This is a genomic window from Cellvibrio sp. OA-2007, from assembly GCF_000953825.1.
Classification (GTDB): domain Bacteria; phylum Pseudomonadota; class Gammaproteobacteria; order Pseudomonadales; family Cellvibrionaceae; genus Cellvibrio.
The window spans coordinates 69,339-87,411 of the sequence record NZ_BBUL01000086.1; the positions used below are offsets into that span (position 1 = coordinate 69,339).

At 48.4% G+C, this 18,073-nt stretch carries 17 protein-coding genes; 4 read left to right on the forward strand and 13 right to left on the reverse strand.

What is annotated here, in order from left to right; genetic code table 11:
* Positions 1-5: 5 nt before the first annotated feature.
* Positions 6-845: a 3-methyl-2-oxobutanoate hydroxymethyltransferase gene (gene panB / locus AWU77_RS08425; protein ID WP_062061677.1), complete on the forward strand. Its 840-nt coding sequence runs from the start codon at positions 6-8 to the stop codon at positions 843-845.
* Positions 846-1,013: 168 nt separating this feature from the next.
* Positions 1,014-2,219 carry a pectate lyase gene (gene pelA, locus AWU77_RS08430; RefSeq protein ID WP_062061679.1) on the forward strand — a complete coding sequence of 402 codons (1,206 nt, stop codon included), beginning with the start codon at positions 1,014-1,016 and terminating at the stop codon, positions 2,217-2,219.
* A 63-nt stretch (positions 2,220-2,282) separates the two neighbouring features.
* Here pelA and AWU77_RS08435 read toward each other — a convergent pair whose 3' ends face one another.
* From AWU77_RS08435 to AWU77_RS08490, 12 genes are all read right to left on the reverse strand, one after another.
* Entirely contained in the window at positions 2,283-2,741 is a 459-nt protein-coding gene (locus AWU77_RS08435) for a nuclear transport factor 2 family protein (RefSeq protein ID WP_062061681.1), read from the reverse strand.
* Between the two features lie 67 nt (positions 2,742-2,808).
* Positions 2,809-4,182, reverse strand: coding sequence for a lipopolysaccharide assembly protein LapB (locus tag AWU77_RS08440; RefSeq protein WP_062061685.1), 1,374 nt, complete (start codon positions 4,180-4,182; stop codon positions 2,809-2,811).
* A gap of 11 nt (positions 4,183-4,193) precedes the next feature.
* Positions 4,194-4,820: an energy transducer TonB gene (locus tag AWU77_RS08445; RefSeq protein WP_062061688.1), complete on the reverse strand. Its 627-nt coding sequence runs from the start codon at positions 4,818-4,820 to the stop codon at positions 4,194-4,196.
* Positions 4,821-4,826: 6 nt separating this feature from the next.
* On the reverse strand, positions 4,827-5,231 hold the full coding sequence (locus AWU77_RS08450; protein WP_062061691.1) for a biopolymer transporter ExbD: 405 nt from the start codon (positions 5,229-5,231) through the stop codon (positions 4,827-4,829).
* 39 nt (positions 5,232-5,270) lie between these two features.
* On the reverse strand, positions 5,271-5,798 hold the full coding sequence (locus AWU77_RS08455; protein ID WP_062061693.1) for a MotA/TolQ/ExbB proton channel family protein: 528 nt from the start codon (positions 5,796-5,798) through the stop codon (positions 5,271-5,273).
* A gap of 10 nt (positions 5,799-5,808) precedes the next feature.
* The gene (locus AWU77_RS08460) at positions 5,809-7,179 is read right to left on the reverse strand and encodes a MotA/TolQ/ExbB proton channel family protein (RefSeq protein WP_062061696.1); all 1,371 of its coding nucleotides are present in this window, start codon (positions 7,177-7,179) and stop codon (positions 5,809-5,811) included.
* The gene (locus AWU77_RS08465; RefSeq protein WP_062061698.1) at positions 7,176-7,958 is read right to left on the reverse strand and encodes a DUF3450 domain-containing protein; all 783 of its coding nucleotides are present in this window, start codon (positions 7,956-7,958) and stop codon (positions 7,176-7,178) included. The genes AWU77_RS08460 and AWU77_RS08465 overlap by 4 nt, the downstream gene beginning before the upstream one ends.
* Before the next feature lie 281 nt (positions 7,959-8,239).
* Positions 8,240-8,755, reverse strand: a complete 516-nt coding sequence (locus AWU77_RS08470) for a dihydrofolate reductase (protein ID WP_062061701.1) — start codon at positions 8,753-8,755, stop codon at positions 8,240-8,242.
* Between the two features lie 50 nt (positions 8,756-8,805).
* Complete coding sequence (locus tag AWU77_RS08475; protein ID WP_062061704.1) at positions 8,806-9,645, reverse strand: thymidylate synthase; 840 nt, start codon at positions 9,643-9,645, stop codon at positions 8,806-8,808.
* Positions 9,646-9,674: 29 nt separating this feature from the next.
* Positions 9,675-10,514 carry a prolipoprotein diacylglyceryl transferase gene (gene lgt / locus AWU77_RS08480; RefSeq protein WP_062061706.1) on the reverse strand — a complete coding sequence of 280 codons (840 nt, stop codon included), beginning with the start codon at positions 10,512-10,514 and terminating at the stop codon, positions 9,675-9,677.
* A 75-nt stretch (positions 10,515-10,589) separates the two neighbouring features.
* Positions 10,590-12,860: a phosphoenolpyruvate--protein phosphotransferase gene (gene ptsP, locus AWU77_RS08485; RefSeq protein ID WP_062061709.1), complete on the reverse strand. Its 2,271-nt coding sequence runs from the start codon at positions 12,858-12,860 to the stop codon at positions 10,590-10,592.
* Positions 12,861-12,899: 39 nt separating this feature from the next.
* On the reverse strand, positions 12,900-13,412 hold the full coding sequence (locus AWU77_RS08490; RefSeq protein ID WP_193747517.1) for an RNA pyrophosphohydrolase: 513 nt from the start codon (positions 13,410-13,412) through the stop codon (positions 12,900-12,902).
* A gap of 232 nt (positions 13,413-13,644) precedes the next feature.
* On the opposite strand from AWU77_RS08490, the gene AWU77_RS08495 reads away from it, so the two are divergent.
* Positions 13,645-14,298, forward strand: coding sequence for an HAD family phosphatase (locus tag AWU77_RS08495; protein ID WP_062061712.1), 654 nt, complete (start codon positions 13,645-13,647; stop codon positions 14,296-14,298).
* A gap of 35 nt (positions 14,299-14,333) precedes the next feature.
* Here AWU77_RS08495 and AWU77_RS08500 read toward each other — a convergent pair whose 3' ends face one another.
* Positions 14,334-15,527 carry a class I SAM-dependent rRNA methyltransferase gene (locus AWU77_RS08500; RefSeq protein ID WP_062061717.1) on the reverse strand — a complete coding sequence of 398 codons (1,194 nt, stop codon included), beginning with the start codon at positions 15,525-15,527 and terminating at the stop codon, positions 14,334-14,336.
* Between the two features lie 345 nt (positions 15,528-15,872).
* Here AWU77_RS08500 and AWU77_RS08505 point away from each other — a divergent pair, with 345 nt between their 5' ends.
* A complete protein-coding gene (locus AWU77_RS08505) occupies positions 15,873-17,813 on the forward strand; it encodes a hypothetical protein (RefSeq protein ID WP_062061720.1) in 1,941 nt (646 codons plus the stop codon).
* Positions 17,814-18,073 lie beyond the last annotated feature (260 nt).

Sequence of the window (18,073 nt, forward strand, 5' to 3'; positions counted from 1 at the left end):
ATGCCATGCCCTACGCAACCCTTAACAGCACCTCCACGGCGAATACCGCGCTCACCAAAAATGTCACCATCAATACACTGCACAAATTAAAAACCAGTGGCGAAAAGTTTGTGGTGATTTCCCTATACGATGCACACATGGCAGCTATGGCACAGCGCTGCGGTGTAGAAGTTGTGTTGGTCGGCGATTCGCTCGGCATGACGGTATTGGGCTACGACAGCACCATCCCGGTCACTATGGAGCAGATGATTTATCACGTGGAAGCGGTGGCGCGCGGCAATAAAAAATCGCTGATTATTGGCGACCTGCCGTTTATGACCTATGCCACACCCGATGAAGCCATGCGCAATTGCACGCGCATCATGCAAGCCGGTGCACAGATGGTAAAACTCGAAGGCGGCGCCTGGCTCGCCGAGACGGTGCACATGCTTTCCGAGCGCGGCGTTCCGGTATGTGCACACTTGGGTTTAACACCGCAATCGGTGAATAAATTTGGTGGCTTTCGTGTGCAGGGGCGCGATGAAGCGGGCGCGGAAAAAATTCTCGCCGATGCCAAATTACTCGCCGATGCCGGTGCTGATTTATTAGTGTTGGAATGTGTACCTGCCGATTTAGGTGCGCGCATTACCCGCGAAATTGCGATCCCAACCATTGGTATAGGTGCAGGGCGCGATACCGACGCGCAAGTATTAGTAATCAACGATATTCTCGGCCTCACCGAACAGCCACCTAAGTTCTCTAAAAACTTTTTGTTAGAAGCAACCGACATTCCCGGCGCAATGCAAAAATACGTTGCCGACGTCAAAGCTGGAACATTTCCCGGCGACGACAATATTTTCCTTTAAGCTTCATTTCCTCTCTATAAAAACAAATTGGTACAGGGCAATTTTTTGCCCTGTTGCTACACTTTTACCTAATCGGCAAAAAACTCGGCACGTAGTCGCACAACAATCACAATGCGACCCACATATCAACGATGACCGTTCTTCAACGGTAATAAAAAGGTACGAGTTATGTTCAGCAAAACATCACTACTTATTGCTCTATTAAGCAGCTGCTTTATCGCACCACTACACGCAGATACACCTGCCACTAAAGAATCTAACGCATTCACCCAAACTACGAAGGACAAAGCAGCCTGGAAAACTTATCTCGCCAAATCCCAAGCGCTGCGCAAAGCCGACCAAGTATTTCTTAAGAACGAGCTAAAAATGCTCGGGCAAAAAAAAGCAAGCCTGCCGGAATACACCAAAGAATTTGGCTTTGAAGTCAAACAAAAAACCGATTGGTTTAAAAGCGCCGAAGGTAAACGCGTGATGGATATTATCCTCTCGTTTCAAACCCCGTCTGGCGGCTGGTCAAAACGCACCGATATGAGCAAAGCACCGCGTAAACCCGGTCAAGCTTTTGGTGTTGAACAAGATTACATCCCTACCTTTGACAATGGTGCGACCAGCACACAGCTAATGCTGCTGGCACAAGCACATCAGGCCACCGGAGATAAACGTTATAGCGATGCATTTGCCAAAGGTTTGGATTTTATAATCGCAGCGCAATATCCCAATGGCGGCTGGCCACAAAACTTCCCCTTGGTTGGCGGCTACCATGATCACATTACCTACAATGATGCACTTATGAGCGACCTGATGGTAATTTTGCATAAGGTTGCTCTTGCGCAAGAAGAGTATTCATTTGCAACACCCGCACAACAACAAGCAGCGCAAACCAGCCTCTCGCGTGCGCTTGATTGCGTACTCAAAACCCAAGTTATCAGCAATGGGAAACGTACCATCTGGGGGGCGCAACACGATGCAAAAACCTTACAGCCAGCCAAAGCTCGCGCCTATGAAATGATTTCCCTCACCAGCTCAGAAAGTGTCGGCATGCTGAATTTTTTGATGGATTTGGAATCCCCAAGTAGTGAGATTATCAATGCTATTCATGCCGCCGCCGCGTGGTACGAAGAAAATAAAATTGTCGGAAAGACCTGGACGCGGGGCGATGCCCTACTGAAAGAGGATACAAATGCGCCGCCGATGTGGGCACGTTTTTATGAGATAGGAACCAACAAACCCTTGTTTGGCGATCGCGATGATTCCGTACATTACGAACTGGCAAAAGTATCGGAGGAGCGCCGCTTGGGTTATGCCTGGTACACAACTTCACCCAATGAGGTTTTAGCAAAGTACACCCGCTGGGCTAAACAATATCCGCAATAGATACTAGTCACAGCACCTTCATTGCCGCGCAAATGCGGCATTGAAGGATAACAGCGTGAAACTTCAATTCCCTTCACTTGACCAGACCTTCATGGTTTGCACTGCAAGCAATTTACACTCGCCTTGTTGTTCGACATAAGTGCGCATAAATTGGTAGCGCGAGGTACGCAGGGTTTTGCCATCAGGATTTAACTTGTCAACACTGCTCAGCCCCTGCAACACTACTGTATTGCCCAAGCGATGAGCGCTAACATCATGGGAGCGGCGCTGATGCGCTTGCGCTTCCGGTTTTTTGATTCGCATCAGCAATTGCGCTTTGGTCTCTTGCAGGCTTGCTAGGTTATGCACCCAATAGAACTCCGGGGCAAGCAACTTATCCAAAAATTGAACGCTACCCACTTGTAAAGCAGTTTCGTATTGCGCATCCAGTTTTAAAAGGTTTTCTGTATTTAGACAATCCGCCTGCGCCACAGCCCCCATAAAACTGCAGCAAAAAAACATCATAAGTAAAATCATTTTCATCTCAAACAGGCTCCAATAAAAAAGCCAGCAATAGCTGGCTTTTTGTCTAACTCAATACTCACAGATACTATTGCTTAGCTAAAGCTTCTAATCTAGCTTTCTCTCTCTGTGAGTAGTCCACCCACTGTGAAGCAACTTTAGAACTACGAGCATCTTTTCCTGCTTCTTTAAAGAACTTTATCGCTTCCTCAAAGTTTTTCAATTCAAATTCAGCCTGAGCTACAGTCAAATTAGCATGATCAACACGCTTTAATTTACCGGCTTTAAGCGCTTGACGCCCCCATTTAGAAGCATCTTTGAATTTATCAGTAGCAAGATATGCCTGTGCAAGACCAATAATTAAATCGCCATCGGTAGACTTAGTCGCTGCTTTTTCATATTCAACCAAAGACTCTTTAGCATTTTGAGCCAAGCGTAAAGAATCAGCTAACAATTTAAGATTTTTAGCTGTTGGCTCAACAATCTTGTCCGTGTAAATACCCTTCTTAAGCACTTTAGCAGCTTTGTAAGGTACCTCTGCTTCCAAGTACATACTCGCCAAACGAATTATATCTTTTTCGTTAGTTAAGCCGCCCATCAAATAGCAGGTTTCAAATGCGTACAAGGAGTCTTTAGTGCGATCAACAACATAATACACTTGCGACAACTGCTTCCAATATTGAGCTTTTGGATAGTGTTTGATTAACTTTTCCAAAACCAGCAGACCACTTTTGTAGTCTTCTTTATCAAAATACAGACCGCGCTGAAGAATGTACCACGATTCCGCGGGCACTTTACCTGCAGCCTCTTGATTCTTTACCGCCTCATTAATGTTCAACAAAGCGTTTTTACTGTCTTCTAACTGATAATACAGCGTCGAAAACATATAAGAGTCTTCGGGCTTCAGAGCATCTTCATACTCAGTCCATTTCAGCAAAGTTTCCAGTGCCTTTCTGGGGTTATCAATTTGAGAATAAAGCTGCCCAACTATACGGATAGTAGCGGATTCGGTTCCAATCGGCATATTTGGACTTTGAGCAAGCATTTTGTTAAAGCTCTCAATGGCTTTAGCATAATTTTCACTACCCAAATGTGCGTATCCAGTGTACTGATGAAGCAAGACCAATTCGTATGCATTAGCTTTGGACGAATTAGCAGCCATTTCATTCAATACCTGCATAGCCTTGCGCGGATCAGGCTTTACTGTTTCATCTTGCGGTTGTAAATACCCGGCAGCTTCAGTGATTTTTTTACCGAAAGATTCAGTCACGTTGGGGAACTTACGTTGCTCACCAGCGTGTTTATTCTTGGCTCTAACCTGAGCAATGGCACTGGAAATCTGAATTGCACCAGGTACAACCGCATCAACTGCTTTACCTATAAACAATGGAGACACAGCAATAACACCGGCCAGCAAAGTACGGTTGAGAGCAATTGAAACAGCAGGAAATACTTGTCTCATTTCATTACCCCTTATTTCTGCATCGTGTAGGTGAATCGGTTCTTCACCCCAGGAACCTCAACAGGCTTCCCATCAACCACTTTCGGCTTGTATTTAAATTTGAGCGCAGCCTTAACGGATGCACGATTAAATACAGAAGTAGGCTTACCCTCTTTGGTAATACATTCACTTTCAATTGGCTCAGGGTCACGAGTGGTACCAGTCTCAGTAACCGTGTAAACAACGGTACAAAACCCTTCAATGCCACGAGATAGTGCAGTACTCGGATACTCAGGTGGAACCTTCACAATTGGAAGATACTCACCTTCGCTAAAAGCCAACGAACCATTGCCCATATCTATTCCAGCCTTAGCAACAGGGGCTGTCATATTAAGCGCCTCACCAGAAATATCTGGCGCATCAAACTCTGGCTCAGGTAAGTCTGGCGGAACATCAGGCTCTTCCGGCTTTTCCGGCTTAGCATCTTCAAAACGGGTTTCAATTTTAGTGTCCGGCATCGTAATGTCAGGAATTTTTACCGTTTTCTTCTGCTTTAATTCGCCTAGATCGTTGTTTATTAATTGATACATTAAAAACAAGAGCAATAGGGTGGTGACCACCCCTAAAAGCCCTGCTATACCTACTTTTGCGAAGTTCATAGCGACCTATTTCTCTTCAGTAGAGACAGACACATCACTAATACCCGCTTCACGCGCAGCAGTAGCGACTTCCAATACGTATTTGAGATCTGCCTTGGCATCTGCCTGAATAGAGACAGTACCATTTGGATTATCAGCGCGCATACGCTCAATAACTTTAGCAACCAAACGAGGATCAACTTCTTTTTTATCAATCCAAATTTCGTTATCTTCACCAATGGCAATCAGAATACTGGCGTTAGGCTTTTTATCAGCGGTACTGGCATCAGGTCTTGTCACCTCTTTACCAGTCTCTTTGATGAATGTCGCCGTAACGATGAAAAAGATCAGCATAATAAAGACCACATCCAACATTGGAGTGAGGTCAATTGCCTGAGCTTCCTCTTCAGGTTTTGCGTTTTTCCTGCTCATGAGACATCTCTTAATTACAGGTTAATATTGCTCGATCACTTAGTGATCCATTGTCAAATGGTCAGCAAACAAGTGATCTTCACGCTCAGCAATACGCGACAAATAGGTGTTCACAAAAATCCCAGATAATGCCGCAACCATTCCCGCCATTGTTGGGATAGTTGCTTTTGATACACCACCAGCCATGGATTTAGCATCACCACCGCCGGTATATGCCATCACACTGAATACTTCGATCATACCTGTTACCGTTCCCAACAATCCCATTAAAGGGCAGAGGGCGATCAGAGTAACGATCATATCCATGTTCGCATTTATCTTGGCAGACATGCGCGAAATCATCTTTGCGCGGATTTGGTGAGCATTCCAGGACTTGCGCTCTTTACGCGCCTCCCAGCTTGCCAATGCTTGCTGAACATCGCCTTTTAGACCACCTTTGAAGTACCACGCTCGCTCAAACACGAGCGTCCACATGACAAAGGTAAGGGCGGCGATGAGGTACATTACCCAACCGCCCTGATCCATAAAGGCTCCAATGGAACTAAAAGCGTCCGTTAAAGCCTGCATGTGTTATCTCCTACTTAGTGCGCTCAGAGTTTTCAGCAATGATGCCAGTGGTTTGCTCGTCCAATACTTGCACAACAGCTTTGGCACGGCCGTTAACTAAGGTGTGCATCAGTACTACCGGAATAGCAACTACCAAGCCCTGTACAGTGGTAACCAACGCTGACGAAATACCGCCGGCCATGTTTTTAGGGTCGCCTGCACCGAAGATGGTGATTGCCTGGAAGGTTTCGATCATACCGGTTACTGTACCCAACAGACCTAACAAAGGAGCTACCGCAGCGATAATTTTCAACACCGCCAAGCCGCTTTCAATGGATGGACGTTCTTTCAGAACAGCCTCTTCCAATTTGAGCTCCAATGTCTCTGTATCAACATTTTTGTTCTCTTCAGCTACTTTTAATACACGCCCCAGAGGGTTGTTGGTATTGGCTTTGTCCGACTTCAGCTGAGCTTTTACTTTGCCACTTACAACGAGCAGCACCAATATTCTCAATAAGCCCAACAGCACACCAATCACACCAACCGCAGTGATTACGTAACCTACTGAACCGCCTTGATGCCAACGCTCAACCAGAGTTGGAGTATCGATTAATGCGGTCAACAATTGGCCGCCAGCGGGACCAGTTGGGTCGACACCAAAGGCAACAATTGAGGAGTTAGCATCTTGCAACGCTTGAGCGCCCGCCAAAAAACTACCCGGTTGACGAGGCAATTCTTGAATCTTCACGCCATCAAAAGTCAGGTACTTACCTTCTGAGACCAAGTTGTATGTACCGACACGCACAACTTCTTGCTGTGCCTGCTCACCACTAGGCTTGATAACATTGGCAGTGAATTTGACCACACGACCAGTTTCAACCATTTCACGCTGAACTTCGTACCACAAGCGCTCAATCTCTTCGATGTCCGGCAGGCTGGTGCTGCTGGTCATCTTCTCAATCAGAGTCTCAAGGAACTCACCACGATTTGGGTGTTGTGCACTAACGATTGAGGTCTCCAGAGTTGCACGCAAATCACCTGCGGTAGAGGTCAAATGACCAAACAACTCTTTCATTGAGCCAAGACGTTCATTCAATTGAACTTTTTTAGCTGCAACCAGAATGTCTTGCTCTTGGTATTTCTTTTCGAGTGCAACAGAGCGAGCATCTTCAGCTTGACGAGTAGCTTTTGCTTGAGCCAACAAGTTCGCTTGATTCGCCTTATCACGAGCGAATTCAGCTTCGCGTTGCTTGTGCTCTGCAGATTCACTAATTTGCGATTTCTTTACCATATCCAACAGCTGATCAAGAGTTTGCGCTTTCTCTTGAGCTACAGCGAAGGAACTACTTAACACGCCAGCAGCAGCGAGCATTAAGCAGCTTTTAACAAATTTCATTTTCATTGTGCTGCCTCCGGTGCCTGAACGGTCATGGTCATAATATCTTTAGATGCTTGACCGCGTGCGATGCGCAAGCCTTTCAGTATATTGGCGTTGTATGAGTCATCCAACGCAACCCATTGACCTTGAGCCGCATCCCAAGTGCCACATTGTTTAGCATCGGTAGTTTGATACATCAAAGAGATGCGACCTACACGGAGGATGTTCACTTCACGATCCTGCCCATCAACAGGCAATGTACCTTTGTAAGCCTCAATCGTGCTGCCATAAGCAGATTCGATTTTGTAAGCTTCAAGCACTTGACGGAACTTCTCAGAAACAGAGATATCCGCGCGATCTTGATTGTTACGCAGCATTTCAATGCGCGCCTTACGCTCTTCAAGCTGGAAGGGCTTATCCAGACTGACGAATTGCTCCAAGCTTTCCAACATACGGAAAATCAAGGGCTGGATTTGACGCTCAATAACGGTCACTTTCTCAATGGACTTCTCCAAGTCTTGAACAACCACCAGTTGTTTCGCAACTTGCTTTTCCATCTGAGCGTTGAACACGCGGAGATCATCGATCAACTTATTTTGCTGTTTGAATTGTTGAGCCAGATCATCAGTTTCCTGGGCCAATCTATCAATGCGCTTCTGGGAGTCTTGCGCCAAAGTCGTTTTTGCTTGACCAACTTTAAGTACAGAATCCAGAGCTTGATCTGCCATGGCAACGCTACCCATTAGCGCGCCCGCAGAAAGCATTGTGGTCAGAGCCACCGCTTTCAATCGCTGCTTTTTCATAATCCCCCCAACTGGGTGTTCAATCAAGTGAGTTTGTGGCAACAGGCTGCCACAGACGCGTTATCCACGTAGCCTCTGCGAGGCGGTTAAGAACGGCGGCATTGTAATAAGCACCATGACCTACTTCCAATGATTTATCCTACAACCTTCTACGTGTGTATTTAAGTATCAGACCGGTAACACATTATTGCTTTTAATAAGTGCACGGGTAACACAAAAACAAAACCTTTAAAACCAAAACAAAAAAACACATTTAGAACAAAACTTTTAGTTATTAGCTTTTAGGTACGGGCAGATCGCTCATAAACCAAAAACTGGCACCCCACTGCTGCTGCCTCATCTCCGAGAGAGGTTGTTTTCAATTCCCACTCAGCTGCACTTAAGGGCTCAAAAAATGCGTCACCTTCGGGCACAAGATCGACACACGTTAGATAGACGCGATCCGCAACATTCAATGCAGAACGATATATTTCTGCGCCACCAATAACCATGGCCTCATCCGAGGCAAGCGGAGCAGCAAGCAAAACTTTATTTGCTTCAATCAATGCCTGCTCGAAACTATTGGTAACAACCACACCATCAGCACCCAACCAATCTTTGTTGCGCGTAACAACTATATTTGTGCGCCCAGGAAGCGGCTTGCCGATCGATTCGTAGGTTTTTCGCCCCATGATTACCGGCTTATTCAAGGTTACCGATTTAAAATATTTCAGATCCTGCGGCAGATGCCAAGGCAACTGATTATTGCATCCGATAACACCATTTTTAGCTGCAGCAACTATGATGGACAATTTCATGCAGTGTCTTCGCCTTGCTTCTATTAATACTTGAATTTCGCCAACAACCACTAAATAGCGATAGGCGCGACTATACGCGGATGGGGATGGTAACCTTCAAATTCAAAATCTTGCAACTCATAACCGAAAATACTATCCGGACGACGACGAATCGTAAGTGTAGGCAAGTTTTTCGGTTCGCGTGTTAATTGTTCGTAAACTATGTCGTCTGTAATATGATTTTTGTACAAATGGCAATCGCCAAACGTGTGCACAAATTCTCCTACCCCCAAATCGCACTGCTGCGCAATCATATGAGTTAACAACGCATAACTGGCAATATTGAAAGGCACACCAAGAAATAGATCCGCGCTGCGCTGGTAGAGCTGGCAGGAAAGCTTGCCTTCAGATACATAGAATTGGAACAAAGTATGGCACGCCGCCAATGCCATGCGCCCTTGCTCTACATTCTGCTGGGGGCTCATAGATTCATCTGGTAAATCGGCAGGATTCCACGCACTAACAATCAGGCGACGCGAGTAGGGATTCTTTTTGATCTGGGTAATCACCTGTGATATCTGATCAATAGTGGAGCCGTCAGGGCACGCCCAGCTACGCCATTGCTTTCCGTATACAGGCCCCAAATCACCTGCCTCAGTAGCCCACTCGTTCCAGATATTACAACCACGCTCTTGCAACCAACCAACGTCCGTGCGCCCCTGCAGAAACCAAAGCAGCTCAACAATTACACTTTTCAGATGCACGGTCTTGGTTGTCACCAAGGGAAACCCTTCGTTTAAATCAAAACGCAATTGACGCCCAAATACCGAATAAGTCCCAGTGCCGGTGCGATCGCCTCGCAGGGTGCCGTTTTCGACTACATCGCGCATCAACTCTAGATATTGCTTCATCAACCAACCTGTTAAAAAATTAAATAAGCCTATGAATTCTTAATAGCCCTAGGAGCAAAAGCGTAGGCCCATACCAACAGTCCAACACCAAGCAAAAACATTGGTACACATAGCAATTGGCCGCGAGTCATTCCAGCAATCAGGGCAACCCCCAGATCCGGCTCACGCACATACTCAACCCCAAAACGGAAAGTGGAGTAACCAAGCAAAAACACACCAGAGACCGCACCGCGTGGACGAGGCTTGGCTGAAAACCAAAATACAATCACAAACAAAACCAGCCCTTCGAGGAATGCCTGATATAGCTGACTGGGATGGCGCGCAATACCGGCCGGATCCATAGCTTTGGGGAAGACCATTGCCCAAGGCGCATCACTCACACGCCCCCAGAGCTCCTGACCAATAAAGTTGCCCATGCGACCAAAACCCAAACCAAGCGGCACTATGGGAGCAACAAAGTCCATTAAACCAACAAAAGGACGATTGATTCGGTAGGAGTAAATAACCATTGCGACTATCACACCGATCAAACCACCGTGGAATGACATGCCGCCCTCCCACACACGAAATAACCACAATGGGTCGCGCATCCACTGCTCAAAATTGTAAAAAACTACATAACCAAAGCGACCGCCGAGAATCACGCCAAAGGCGCCATAGGTAATCAGGTTTTCCACTTGGGAGCGATTAACTGTAGCGGTCGGCGCTTTGGCGCGATGCATAGCAAGCAGCCATGCACTGGCAAAAGCCAGCAAATACATAATGCCGTACCAATGAACACTGAATGGACCAAGCGCCATGCCACCAATAGAAATAGGCTCTTTGAGAAGGGTAAATGCGATGGGATTCAAATCCGGGTATTGCAACATAAGCGATTAAACCTGAAACAGCCAATTCAATGGGCGATGATTATGGCGCGGAAATGTGACCCGCCCAAGACATTTTCATTCATTTGCATCGGACGCAACCGGGCGGATTAATCGTGTTAAGCCGGTTTCGCGCAATTCGCGGGCGATATGCTCGCGGATAAGCTCACCATTAGACATCCGCATCACTTCGTCGAGCAATTGTTTGGCGCGCTCAAAAGTAATGCCGCGAATCACCGATTTTACCTTGGGCAAGTTGGTGGCATTCATTGAAAGCACATCGTACCCCATGGCCATCAATAAAATGGCAGCCCCCGGATCACCCGCCAATTCACCACAGATGCTGACACTTATACCCGCATCATGTGCCGCGTACACGATGTATTGAAGGGCCCGCAAAACGGCGGGATGAAATGCCTGATAAAGATCGGCCACCTGAGCATTGTTGCGATCCACCGCCAATAAATACTGGGTGAGATCGTTGCTGCCAACCGAGAGAAAATCCACCCGGCGCGATAATTCCGGCGCGAGATAAACAGCTGCCGGCACTTCAATCATCACCCCGATCTGCGGCTTGCGCACCCTATAACCTTCTTCAAGCAGCTCTTTATGTACGCGCTGGATAAGTGCCTTGGAAGCATCCACCTCTTGCATATTGGTGATCATTGGCAAGAGGATGCGCAGATTATCCAAACCTTCACTCGCCTTAATCATGGCGCGAATTTGCGCCAGAAAAATCTCGGGGTGATCGAGGGTAACACGAATACCGCGCCAACCAAGGAAAGGGTTGTCTTCTTCAATCGGGAAATAGGGCAAGGCTTTATCACCACCTATGTCCAAGGTCCGCATAGTGACCGAGTGAGGCGCAAAAGCCTCCAACTGTTCACGATAGATGGCGCGCTGCTCTTCCTCACTGGGAAAACGATCGCGCAGCAGGAAAGGCACCTCGGTACGGTACAAGCCCACACCTTCAGCACCACGTTCCAGCGAACGCAGCACATCGGCCATCAGTCCGGTATTCACATGCAGCGGCAGACGATAGCGATCTTTGGTTTCACACGGCAGATCCTTGAGCGCCTCCAAGCCTTTTACCAGCGCCTGCTCCTCAAGGAATATCGCCTTGTACTGCTTGCGCAATTGCGCGCTGGGGTCGCAGTAAACCGTGCCCTTGTAGCCGTCTACGATAATCGGGCGCCCATCCATTTGGGTAAAGGGTAAATCCACCGCGCCCATCACTGTTGGAATATCCATCGCCCGCGCCAAAATGGCGACATGGGAGTTGGACGAACCCAGTACCGACACCAAACCGGCCAGCTTTTCTTTGGGGATCTCACCCAGCATTGAGGCGGTCAGCTCTTCACCGATCAGGATGGTTTTATCGGGATACACACGGGTCTTTTGATTGGATTCTTGTAGATACTCCAACACGCGCCGCCCCAGATCGCGCAGATCTGTCGCCCGCTCGCGCAAGTAAGGGTCGTTCATGCTGTTAAAAATATTTTCGTGCTCGAGGATGACCTCGCTCCAGGCATAGGAGGCGTTGGCCCCTTTGCGGATGCGTTCGGTCACTTCGCCACCAAGAGATGCGTCATCCAGCATCGCCAAATAAGCATCGAATAAAGCTTGTTCTTCGCGATTAATGCGCGCCTTTAACTGCTCGCCGAGGGATTTAATATCCTCGCGCACCGCCATCAAACTGCGCAGGAAAAACGCGATTTCTTCATCTACATCTTTACAGGGCTGATAGCGCACCGAGCGCAGGTCGGCTGATGGCGTAATCACCACCGCCTCCCCTATCGCAATACCTGAGGCGCCAGAGACACCGATGAATTTTGTTTGGGTCGCCTTGGCTCCCACCGGCACGACACCACCGGTTGCTTCCGCATGCGCAATGACACCGGCGAGCTGCGCCGACATAGTGACAAGAAATGCCTCTTCGCCCTCGTCAAAACGACGTTGTTCGACTTGCTGAACGACTAATACACCGAGCACTTTACGGTGATGGATAATGGGCACACCAAGAAAAGATCGATAGCGCTCCTCACCGGTTTCAGGAAAGTATTGATAGCTGGGGTGTGCCTCTGCGTGCTCGAGGTTGATCGGCTCTTCGCGCACCACTACGCGCCCTACCAAGCCCTCACCAGCAGCCAAACGCACCTTACCGACCGCATCAGTATTGAGGCCATCGGTGGCCATCAGCACATAGTCGCCTTTGGCATCGCGCAAGTAGACAGAGCAAACCTGCGTGGTCATCACTTGCTTCACCCGCGTAACAATAATCGCCAGCGCGGTTTTCATATCGCGCGCGGCGTTTACTTCCAGAACGATGGAGCGGAGTGAATTTAGCATAGGGCGTGTCGATCAAACCTGTCGGTAGAGTTGCTTATATTATGTATTGATTAGCGAACGCGAGCTGCGATCTTCAAGATGCGCGTGGAACAATGACAACTCTTTCAGCGCCCGGCGATAAACATCGCGCTTGAAAGAGACGACTTTGCCCAGAGGATACCAGTAACTGACCCAGCGCCAGTCATCAAACTCGGCGCGACCACCATTATTGAGACTCACCTTTGCATCCTCACTCATCATGCGCAGCAAAAACCATTTTTGTTTTTGGCCGACACACAAGGGTAAAGAGTTGTGACGCACCAACCTGTGCGGTAGACGATAGCGCAGCCAACCACGGGTACAGGCCAGTATTTGCACATCCTCTGGCCGCAACCCAACCTCCTCATGTAGCTCGCGATAGAGCGCCTGCTCAGGCGTCTCATTCGGGTTAATGCCGCCTTGTGGAAATTGCCAAGCATCCTGACCGCCTACGCGCCGAGCCCAGAGCAACTGCCCCTGATCATTGGTCAAAATAATACCCACATTAGGGCGAAATCCGTCGGAATCTATCACGGGGGAATTATCCATATAAAAGGTTTTGCTGTGGCAGAAAACAAAACTCCAGCGATAAAGAGCGGACATGTTCCACAAAACAGCGTTTTCCGCACTATATCAGGCTTACCCAAAGCCGCAACCCTGAATCTTGGAAATGGTTTTCGTTGAGCGCGCTCGCCGCTGCCGCTATTCTAGCGCCCCGTTGTAACAACTTCGGCAATGATTCACTTCATCTATATGAGGAACGCGTGTGGCACTGGCTATTTTTGATCTCGACAACACCTTGATTGCAGGCGACAGCGACCACAGCTGGGGCGTATTTCTAGTAGAAAAGCAGTTAGTGGACGCCGAAACCTATCGCCTCGCCAACGATGGCTTTTATGCCGATTACAAAAATGGCACGCTCGATATCCGCGCTTATTTGCAATTTTCACTCGCGCCATTAACCCAGCACAGCATGGCAGAGCTGCAAAAATTACACGCAGAATTTATGCGCGACCACATCGAACCACTGATGCTGCCCAAAGCCGAAGCGCTGTTACAACACCACCGCGATCAAGGCGATCACCTGCTGATCATTACCGCCACCAATGGTTTTGTGACTCGGCCTATCGCCAAACGTCTAGGGGTTGATGACATTCTGGCAACTGATCCAGAAGTGATAGATGGCGCTTACACCGGCAATTTTGTTGGCGAACCCTGCTTTCAGGCGGGCAAGATCACTCATCTGCATGAATGGTTGAAGCACAATCATCATTCATTAAAGGGCGCTTACTTTTACAGTGATTCGATTAATGATTTGCCGCTGCTGGAACAGGTTGATCATCCAATCGTGGTGGATGCAGACGAGAAGCTTACGGCTATAGCCCGCGAGCGCAATTGGAAACCAATAAGCCTGCGCTAGGCAGGCTTATTGATGAGAAGAAACACCCTCTTTAACTAAGCTAAATAGACCCGCGCAAATACCGCTTTTAAGTAGTCAGTTTCAGGAATGGCCGGATGAATCGGATGATCCGGCCCCTGCCCGCCCTGCCCGATAATCTGTACATGGCGATCCAAATGGCGGCCAGATGCACGCACTATCTCCAGCAAGGTATCTTTGCCCAAATGCATCGAACAGGATGCCGACACCAGCAAGCCGTCGCGCCCTAACAAGCGCATACCCAATTCATTGATGTGGCGATACGCCGCCTCACCAGCTTTTTGATCTTTGCGCTTTTTGATGAACGCCGGTGGGTCAAGCACAACCACGTCGAAGCGCTCATCGCTGGCGATCAGCTCTTTCAGCACATCTATCGCCTTACCCTGAATCGCCCCAACCCGGTCGGCAACACCATTAAGCTGAGCATTTTCCAGAACCGCATCAGTAGCTGACTCCGATGCATCCACACAAATAACCTCGCTCGCGCCTGCAACTGCCGCTTGCACTCCCCAGCCACCGATATAGGAAAACACATCCAGCACGCGCTTACCTTGCACGTACTGCTGCAATTGCGCGCGGTTCATGCGGTGATCGTAAAACCAACCCGTCTTTTGCCCCGCCTGTACTGGCGCCATAAACCGCGTGCCGTTTTCCACCAGCTCAACTGAATCCGGCACTTCGCCGTAGGCAACTTGGGTGTACTCCGGCAACCCTTCCAACACCCGCGCGCTATGCTCATTGGCAAGCAAAACACCCTGCGGATTCAGCACCTGCACCAGCGCTTCGACAATTTCATCCCTCACCAACTCCATTCCAGCACTGGCAATTTGCACTACTAAATAATCGCCAAAACGATCCACCACTAGCCCCGGCAGCAAATCGGCATCGCCGTAGATCAAGCGATAAAAAGGCTCATCAAACGCCAGTTCACGCAGCGCCAATGATTGCTTGATGCGGTGCACCAAGAGGGATTTATTGAGCGGATATTTTTCATCGCGGCTCACCAAGCGCCCGCAGATCAAACCATTGGGATTAATCAGTGCAATGCCAAGCAGCTTGCCGCTATTGGTTGTCACCAGTGCTTGTTGCCCCATAGAAAACGATTTCAGCGGTGATTTCGCGGTATCCACCTCGTTGCTGTAAATCCATAAATGGCCCAGCTTTAAACGGCGATCCGCTTGGGAGTTAAGAACAAGGGTAGGCAGACTCATGGCAAGGCTCACATAGCAAAAAAAGTGAGCGGATTATAAGCCTTGTGCGACTGGGACACAGAATTAAAAATGCGCCAACTGCAAAATGCGTCAGCAGGGCGAGCAAAATGACAGGGAAAATGCTAAGAAACGCACAAATATCGGGTGTTTTGAATGCAGGAGCACGTTTTTTGAACGCTTAGCACTTTATCATTGAAAAGATATGAGCTAACGTTAGCTGTGGCCATAAGTCCCAATAGGCTCAAGAGCTTAGCGCAGACTCTTTATGCCATTTATACCATCGAATTCAATACCAGCCGCCGCCTTATAATCACTTTACGGCGGTCGGTAACCTAGGAAGACATCATGCATACTCTAAAAACGACGACGATTGTCAGTGCAGCATTCATCAGCCTGCTACTCTCCGCTTGCGGTGGTTCCGGTTCACCTATATCCAATCAAGGTTCAAGCAGTGTTAGTTCAGGTACTGTAGACACCACCACTCCAACAGCCATTGGACTAGGCAGCGGCACCACCTTTGCTGCAGGTCAAATCGGCGTAGGTATAGGTAGCACCACACTATCCCCTGGCGGCAGCACCACATTGACCGTGAATGTGGTGAGCCCAACCAATACGCTGGTGACCAACCCTATCAACATTACTTTTAACTCAGTGTGTGTTGCGGCAGGTGAAGCCACCCTCAAATCTGGCGACGCCACCACCAACAGCGTTTCAACCAATAATGGTCAAGCCACTATTACCTACACGGCTAATGGCTGCGTAGGTAACGACGAGATCACCGCTAGCGCTACTTTAGGCGGCACCACCAAAACAGCAAAAGCGACCTTAAATATAGCGTCCGACACCATCCAAACCGTATCCTTTATTGATGCGATTCCCACCTTGGTAAACCTGAAAGGTACAGGCGGTGGAGAAACATCCATTGTGCGCTTCCGCGTGCTCGGTGGCACTGGCGCGCCCATGAAAGATATAGATATAGATTTCTCTCTCAGTACCTCAGTCGGCGGTCTAAGCCTGACCAATACCACTGCCAAGACAGATAAGTCAGGCTATGCAATTACCACCGTACAAGCCGGCGCTGTAGCAACCACCGTGCGCGTTACTGGTAAAGCGCGCGGCACTGAGATATCAACTCAATCAAATCAATTAATTGTATCCACTGGTATTCCCGATCAAGACAGTATGTCCTTGTCAGCCAGCAAACCGATTCCTATCGGTGCCTGGAATTACGATGGCATAGAATCACAAATCACCATTCGTATGGCTGATGCATTTAATAACCCACCACCCAACGGCACTGCCGTCACCTTTACCACTGAGGGCGGCGCAATTGTCTCTGGCTGCCCAACAGTAGATGGTGCCTGTACCGTGAGATGGGTAAGCCAGGCTCCAAAGCCCACTCGCAACAGCGCCAACAACAGTGTTGAACGTATTCTCTGCGTGGACAATCTAGGCGATCCAGTTGCCGACTCAGCAGCCTGTGCTTTGGAGCGTGCCGGCCGAGTAACTATTCTGGCTACAGCAATTGGCAATGAAAGCTTTATCGATGCCAATGGCAATGGCTATTTCGATAAAGGAATCGATATATTCAAATCATTCAATGATGGCGGCAATTGCGATGCAAACGTACCGCCGTCCTCAGCTAAAACACCCTCAAACTCCAGTGTTATACCTTGTGATGATTTAGTCGAAGCCTACCTAGACAAAAATGAAAACAGAAAGCGTGACAGCGATGAAGAATTCACCGACTTCAACAAAGACAACGCTCACTCAATTGAAAACGGCATGTACAACGGCGTCCTTTGCCAAATAGAGGGCGATGGCTGCACCAAAACTGGTGTAACAATTCGCGAAGACTTACTGCTGATTATGAATAGCACCAACATGCTCTATCGCAACGGTGTATTTCCCTTTATTACAGCCAATGTAAAACTCAAACCAACACCACAAGGCTCATCAAGTGCGGCATCATCTGGCGCTTCATCATCTTCAGGTAACGGCGGCCCCGACTTCAAAAGCATCTGGTTTTGGATGGCAGATGAGAACGGCCATGGCTTACCAGAGGGCACCACCTTGTCACTTGACACAGCCAATCTTAAAAACGCCGAGGCTACCATTGGCCTGAAGGGGCCAATTGCGGCATCACTTGCGCCAGCGAAAGTATTCGTGACAGTAGTAGCAGGAGCAACCGGCATCCCTTTCGGAACGTTCAATATCGACATCAAAGTGCCAACTCCTAGCGGCACAGTGACATACACACAAACGGTTGTAGTTAGCGCCGAATAGAGTTAACCACTTAAATCAAAAGCCCTCCGCTTCATCACGGGGGGCTTTTATGCCGCCAAGCTAAGCTGCTGGTAACAGGGCAGGAGCAAGCAAATTAGTCCACCTGCGACTGCCCCGTCTAACTTCTATTTGAGAGTAACTATAAGGAAACAGGATTACAGCGTTGAATGTGGATTGGAAATGCGCTGGACTCAGCACATCATTTATTACAACGCTCATCACATAGTTTGCGAAAATCACCAACAAAAAAACCGGAGCCA

Excerpts from the sequence above, each read along its gene's own strand:
- AWU77_RS08450 (WP_062061691.1), bottom strand. The coding sequence starts at position 5,231 with ATGAGCAGGAAAAACGCAAAACCTGAAGAGGAAGCTCAGGCAATTGAC.
- AWU77_RS08475 (WP_062061704.1), bottom strand. The coding sequence starts at position 9,645 with ATGAAGCAATATCTAGAGTTGATGCGCGATGTAGTCGAAAACGGCACC.
- AWU77_RS08500 (WP_062061717.1), bottom strand. The coding sequence starts at position 15,527 with ATGAGTCTGCCTACCCTTGTTCTTAACTCCCAAGCGGATCGCCGTTTA.
- pelA (WP_062061679.1), top strand. The coding sequence starts at position 1,014 with ATGTTCAGCAAAACATCACTACTTATTGCTCTATTAAGCAGCTGCTTT.
- AWU77_RS08465 (WP_062061698.1), bottom strand. The coding sequence starts at position 7,958 with ATGAAAAAGCAGCGATTGAAAGCGGTGGCTCTGACCACAATGCTTTCT.
- panB (WP_062061677.1), top strand. The coding sequence starts at position 6 with ATGCCCTACGCAACCCTTAACAGCACCTCCACGGCGAATACCGCGCTC.
- AWU77_RS08440 (WP_062061685.1), bottom strand. The coding sequence starts at position 4,182 with ATGAGACAAGTATTTCCTGCTGTTTCAATTGCTCTCAACCGTACTTTG.
- AWU77_RS08445 (WP_062061688.1), bottom strand. The coding sequence starts at position 4,820 with ATGAACTTCGCAAAAGTAGGTATAGCAGGGCTTTTAGGGGTGGTCACC.
- AWU77_RS08455 (WP_062061693.1), bottom strand. The coding sequence starts at position 5,798 with ATGCAGGCTTTAACGGACGCTTTTAGTTCCATTGGAGCCTTTATGGAT.
- AWU77_RS08435 (WP_062061681.1), bottom strand. The coding sequence starts at position 2,741 with ATGAAAATGATTTTACTTATGATGTTTTTTTGCTGCAGTTTTATGGGG.
- lgt (WP_062061706.1), bottom strand. The coding sequence starts at position 10,514 with ATGTTGCAATACCCGGATTTGAATCCCATCGCATTTACCCTTCTCAAA.
- AWU77_RS08470 (WP_062061701.1), bottom strand. The coding sequence starts at position 8,755 with ATGAAATTGTCCATCATAGTTGCTGCAGCTAAAAATGGTGTTATCGGA.
- AWU77_RS08460 (WP_062061696.1), bottom strand. The coding sequence starts at position 7,179 with ATGAAAATGAAATTTGTTAAAAGCTGCTTAATGCTCGCTGCTGCTGGC.
- AWU77_RS08505 (WP_062061720.1), top strand. The coding sequence starts at position 15,873 with ATGCATACTCTAAAAACGACGACGATTGTCAGTGCAGCATTCATCAGC.
- ptsP (WP_062061709.1), bottom strand. The coding sequence starts at position 12,860 with ATGCTAAATTCACTCCGCTCCATCGTTCTGGAAGTAAACGCCGCGCGC.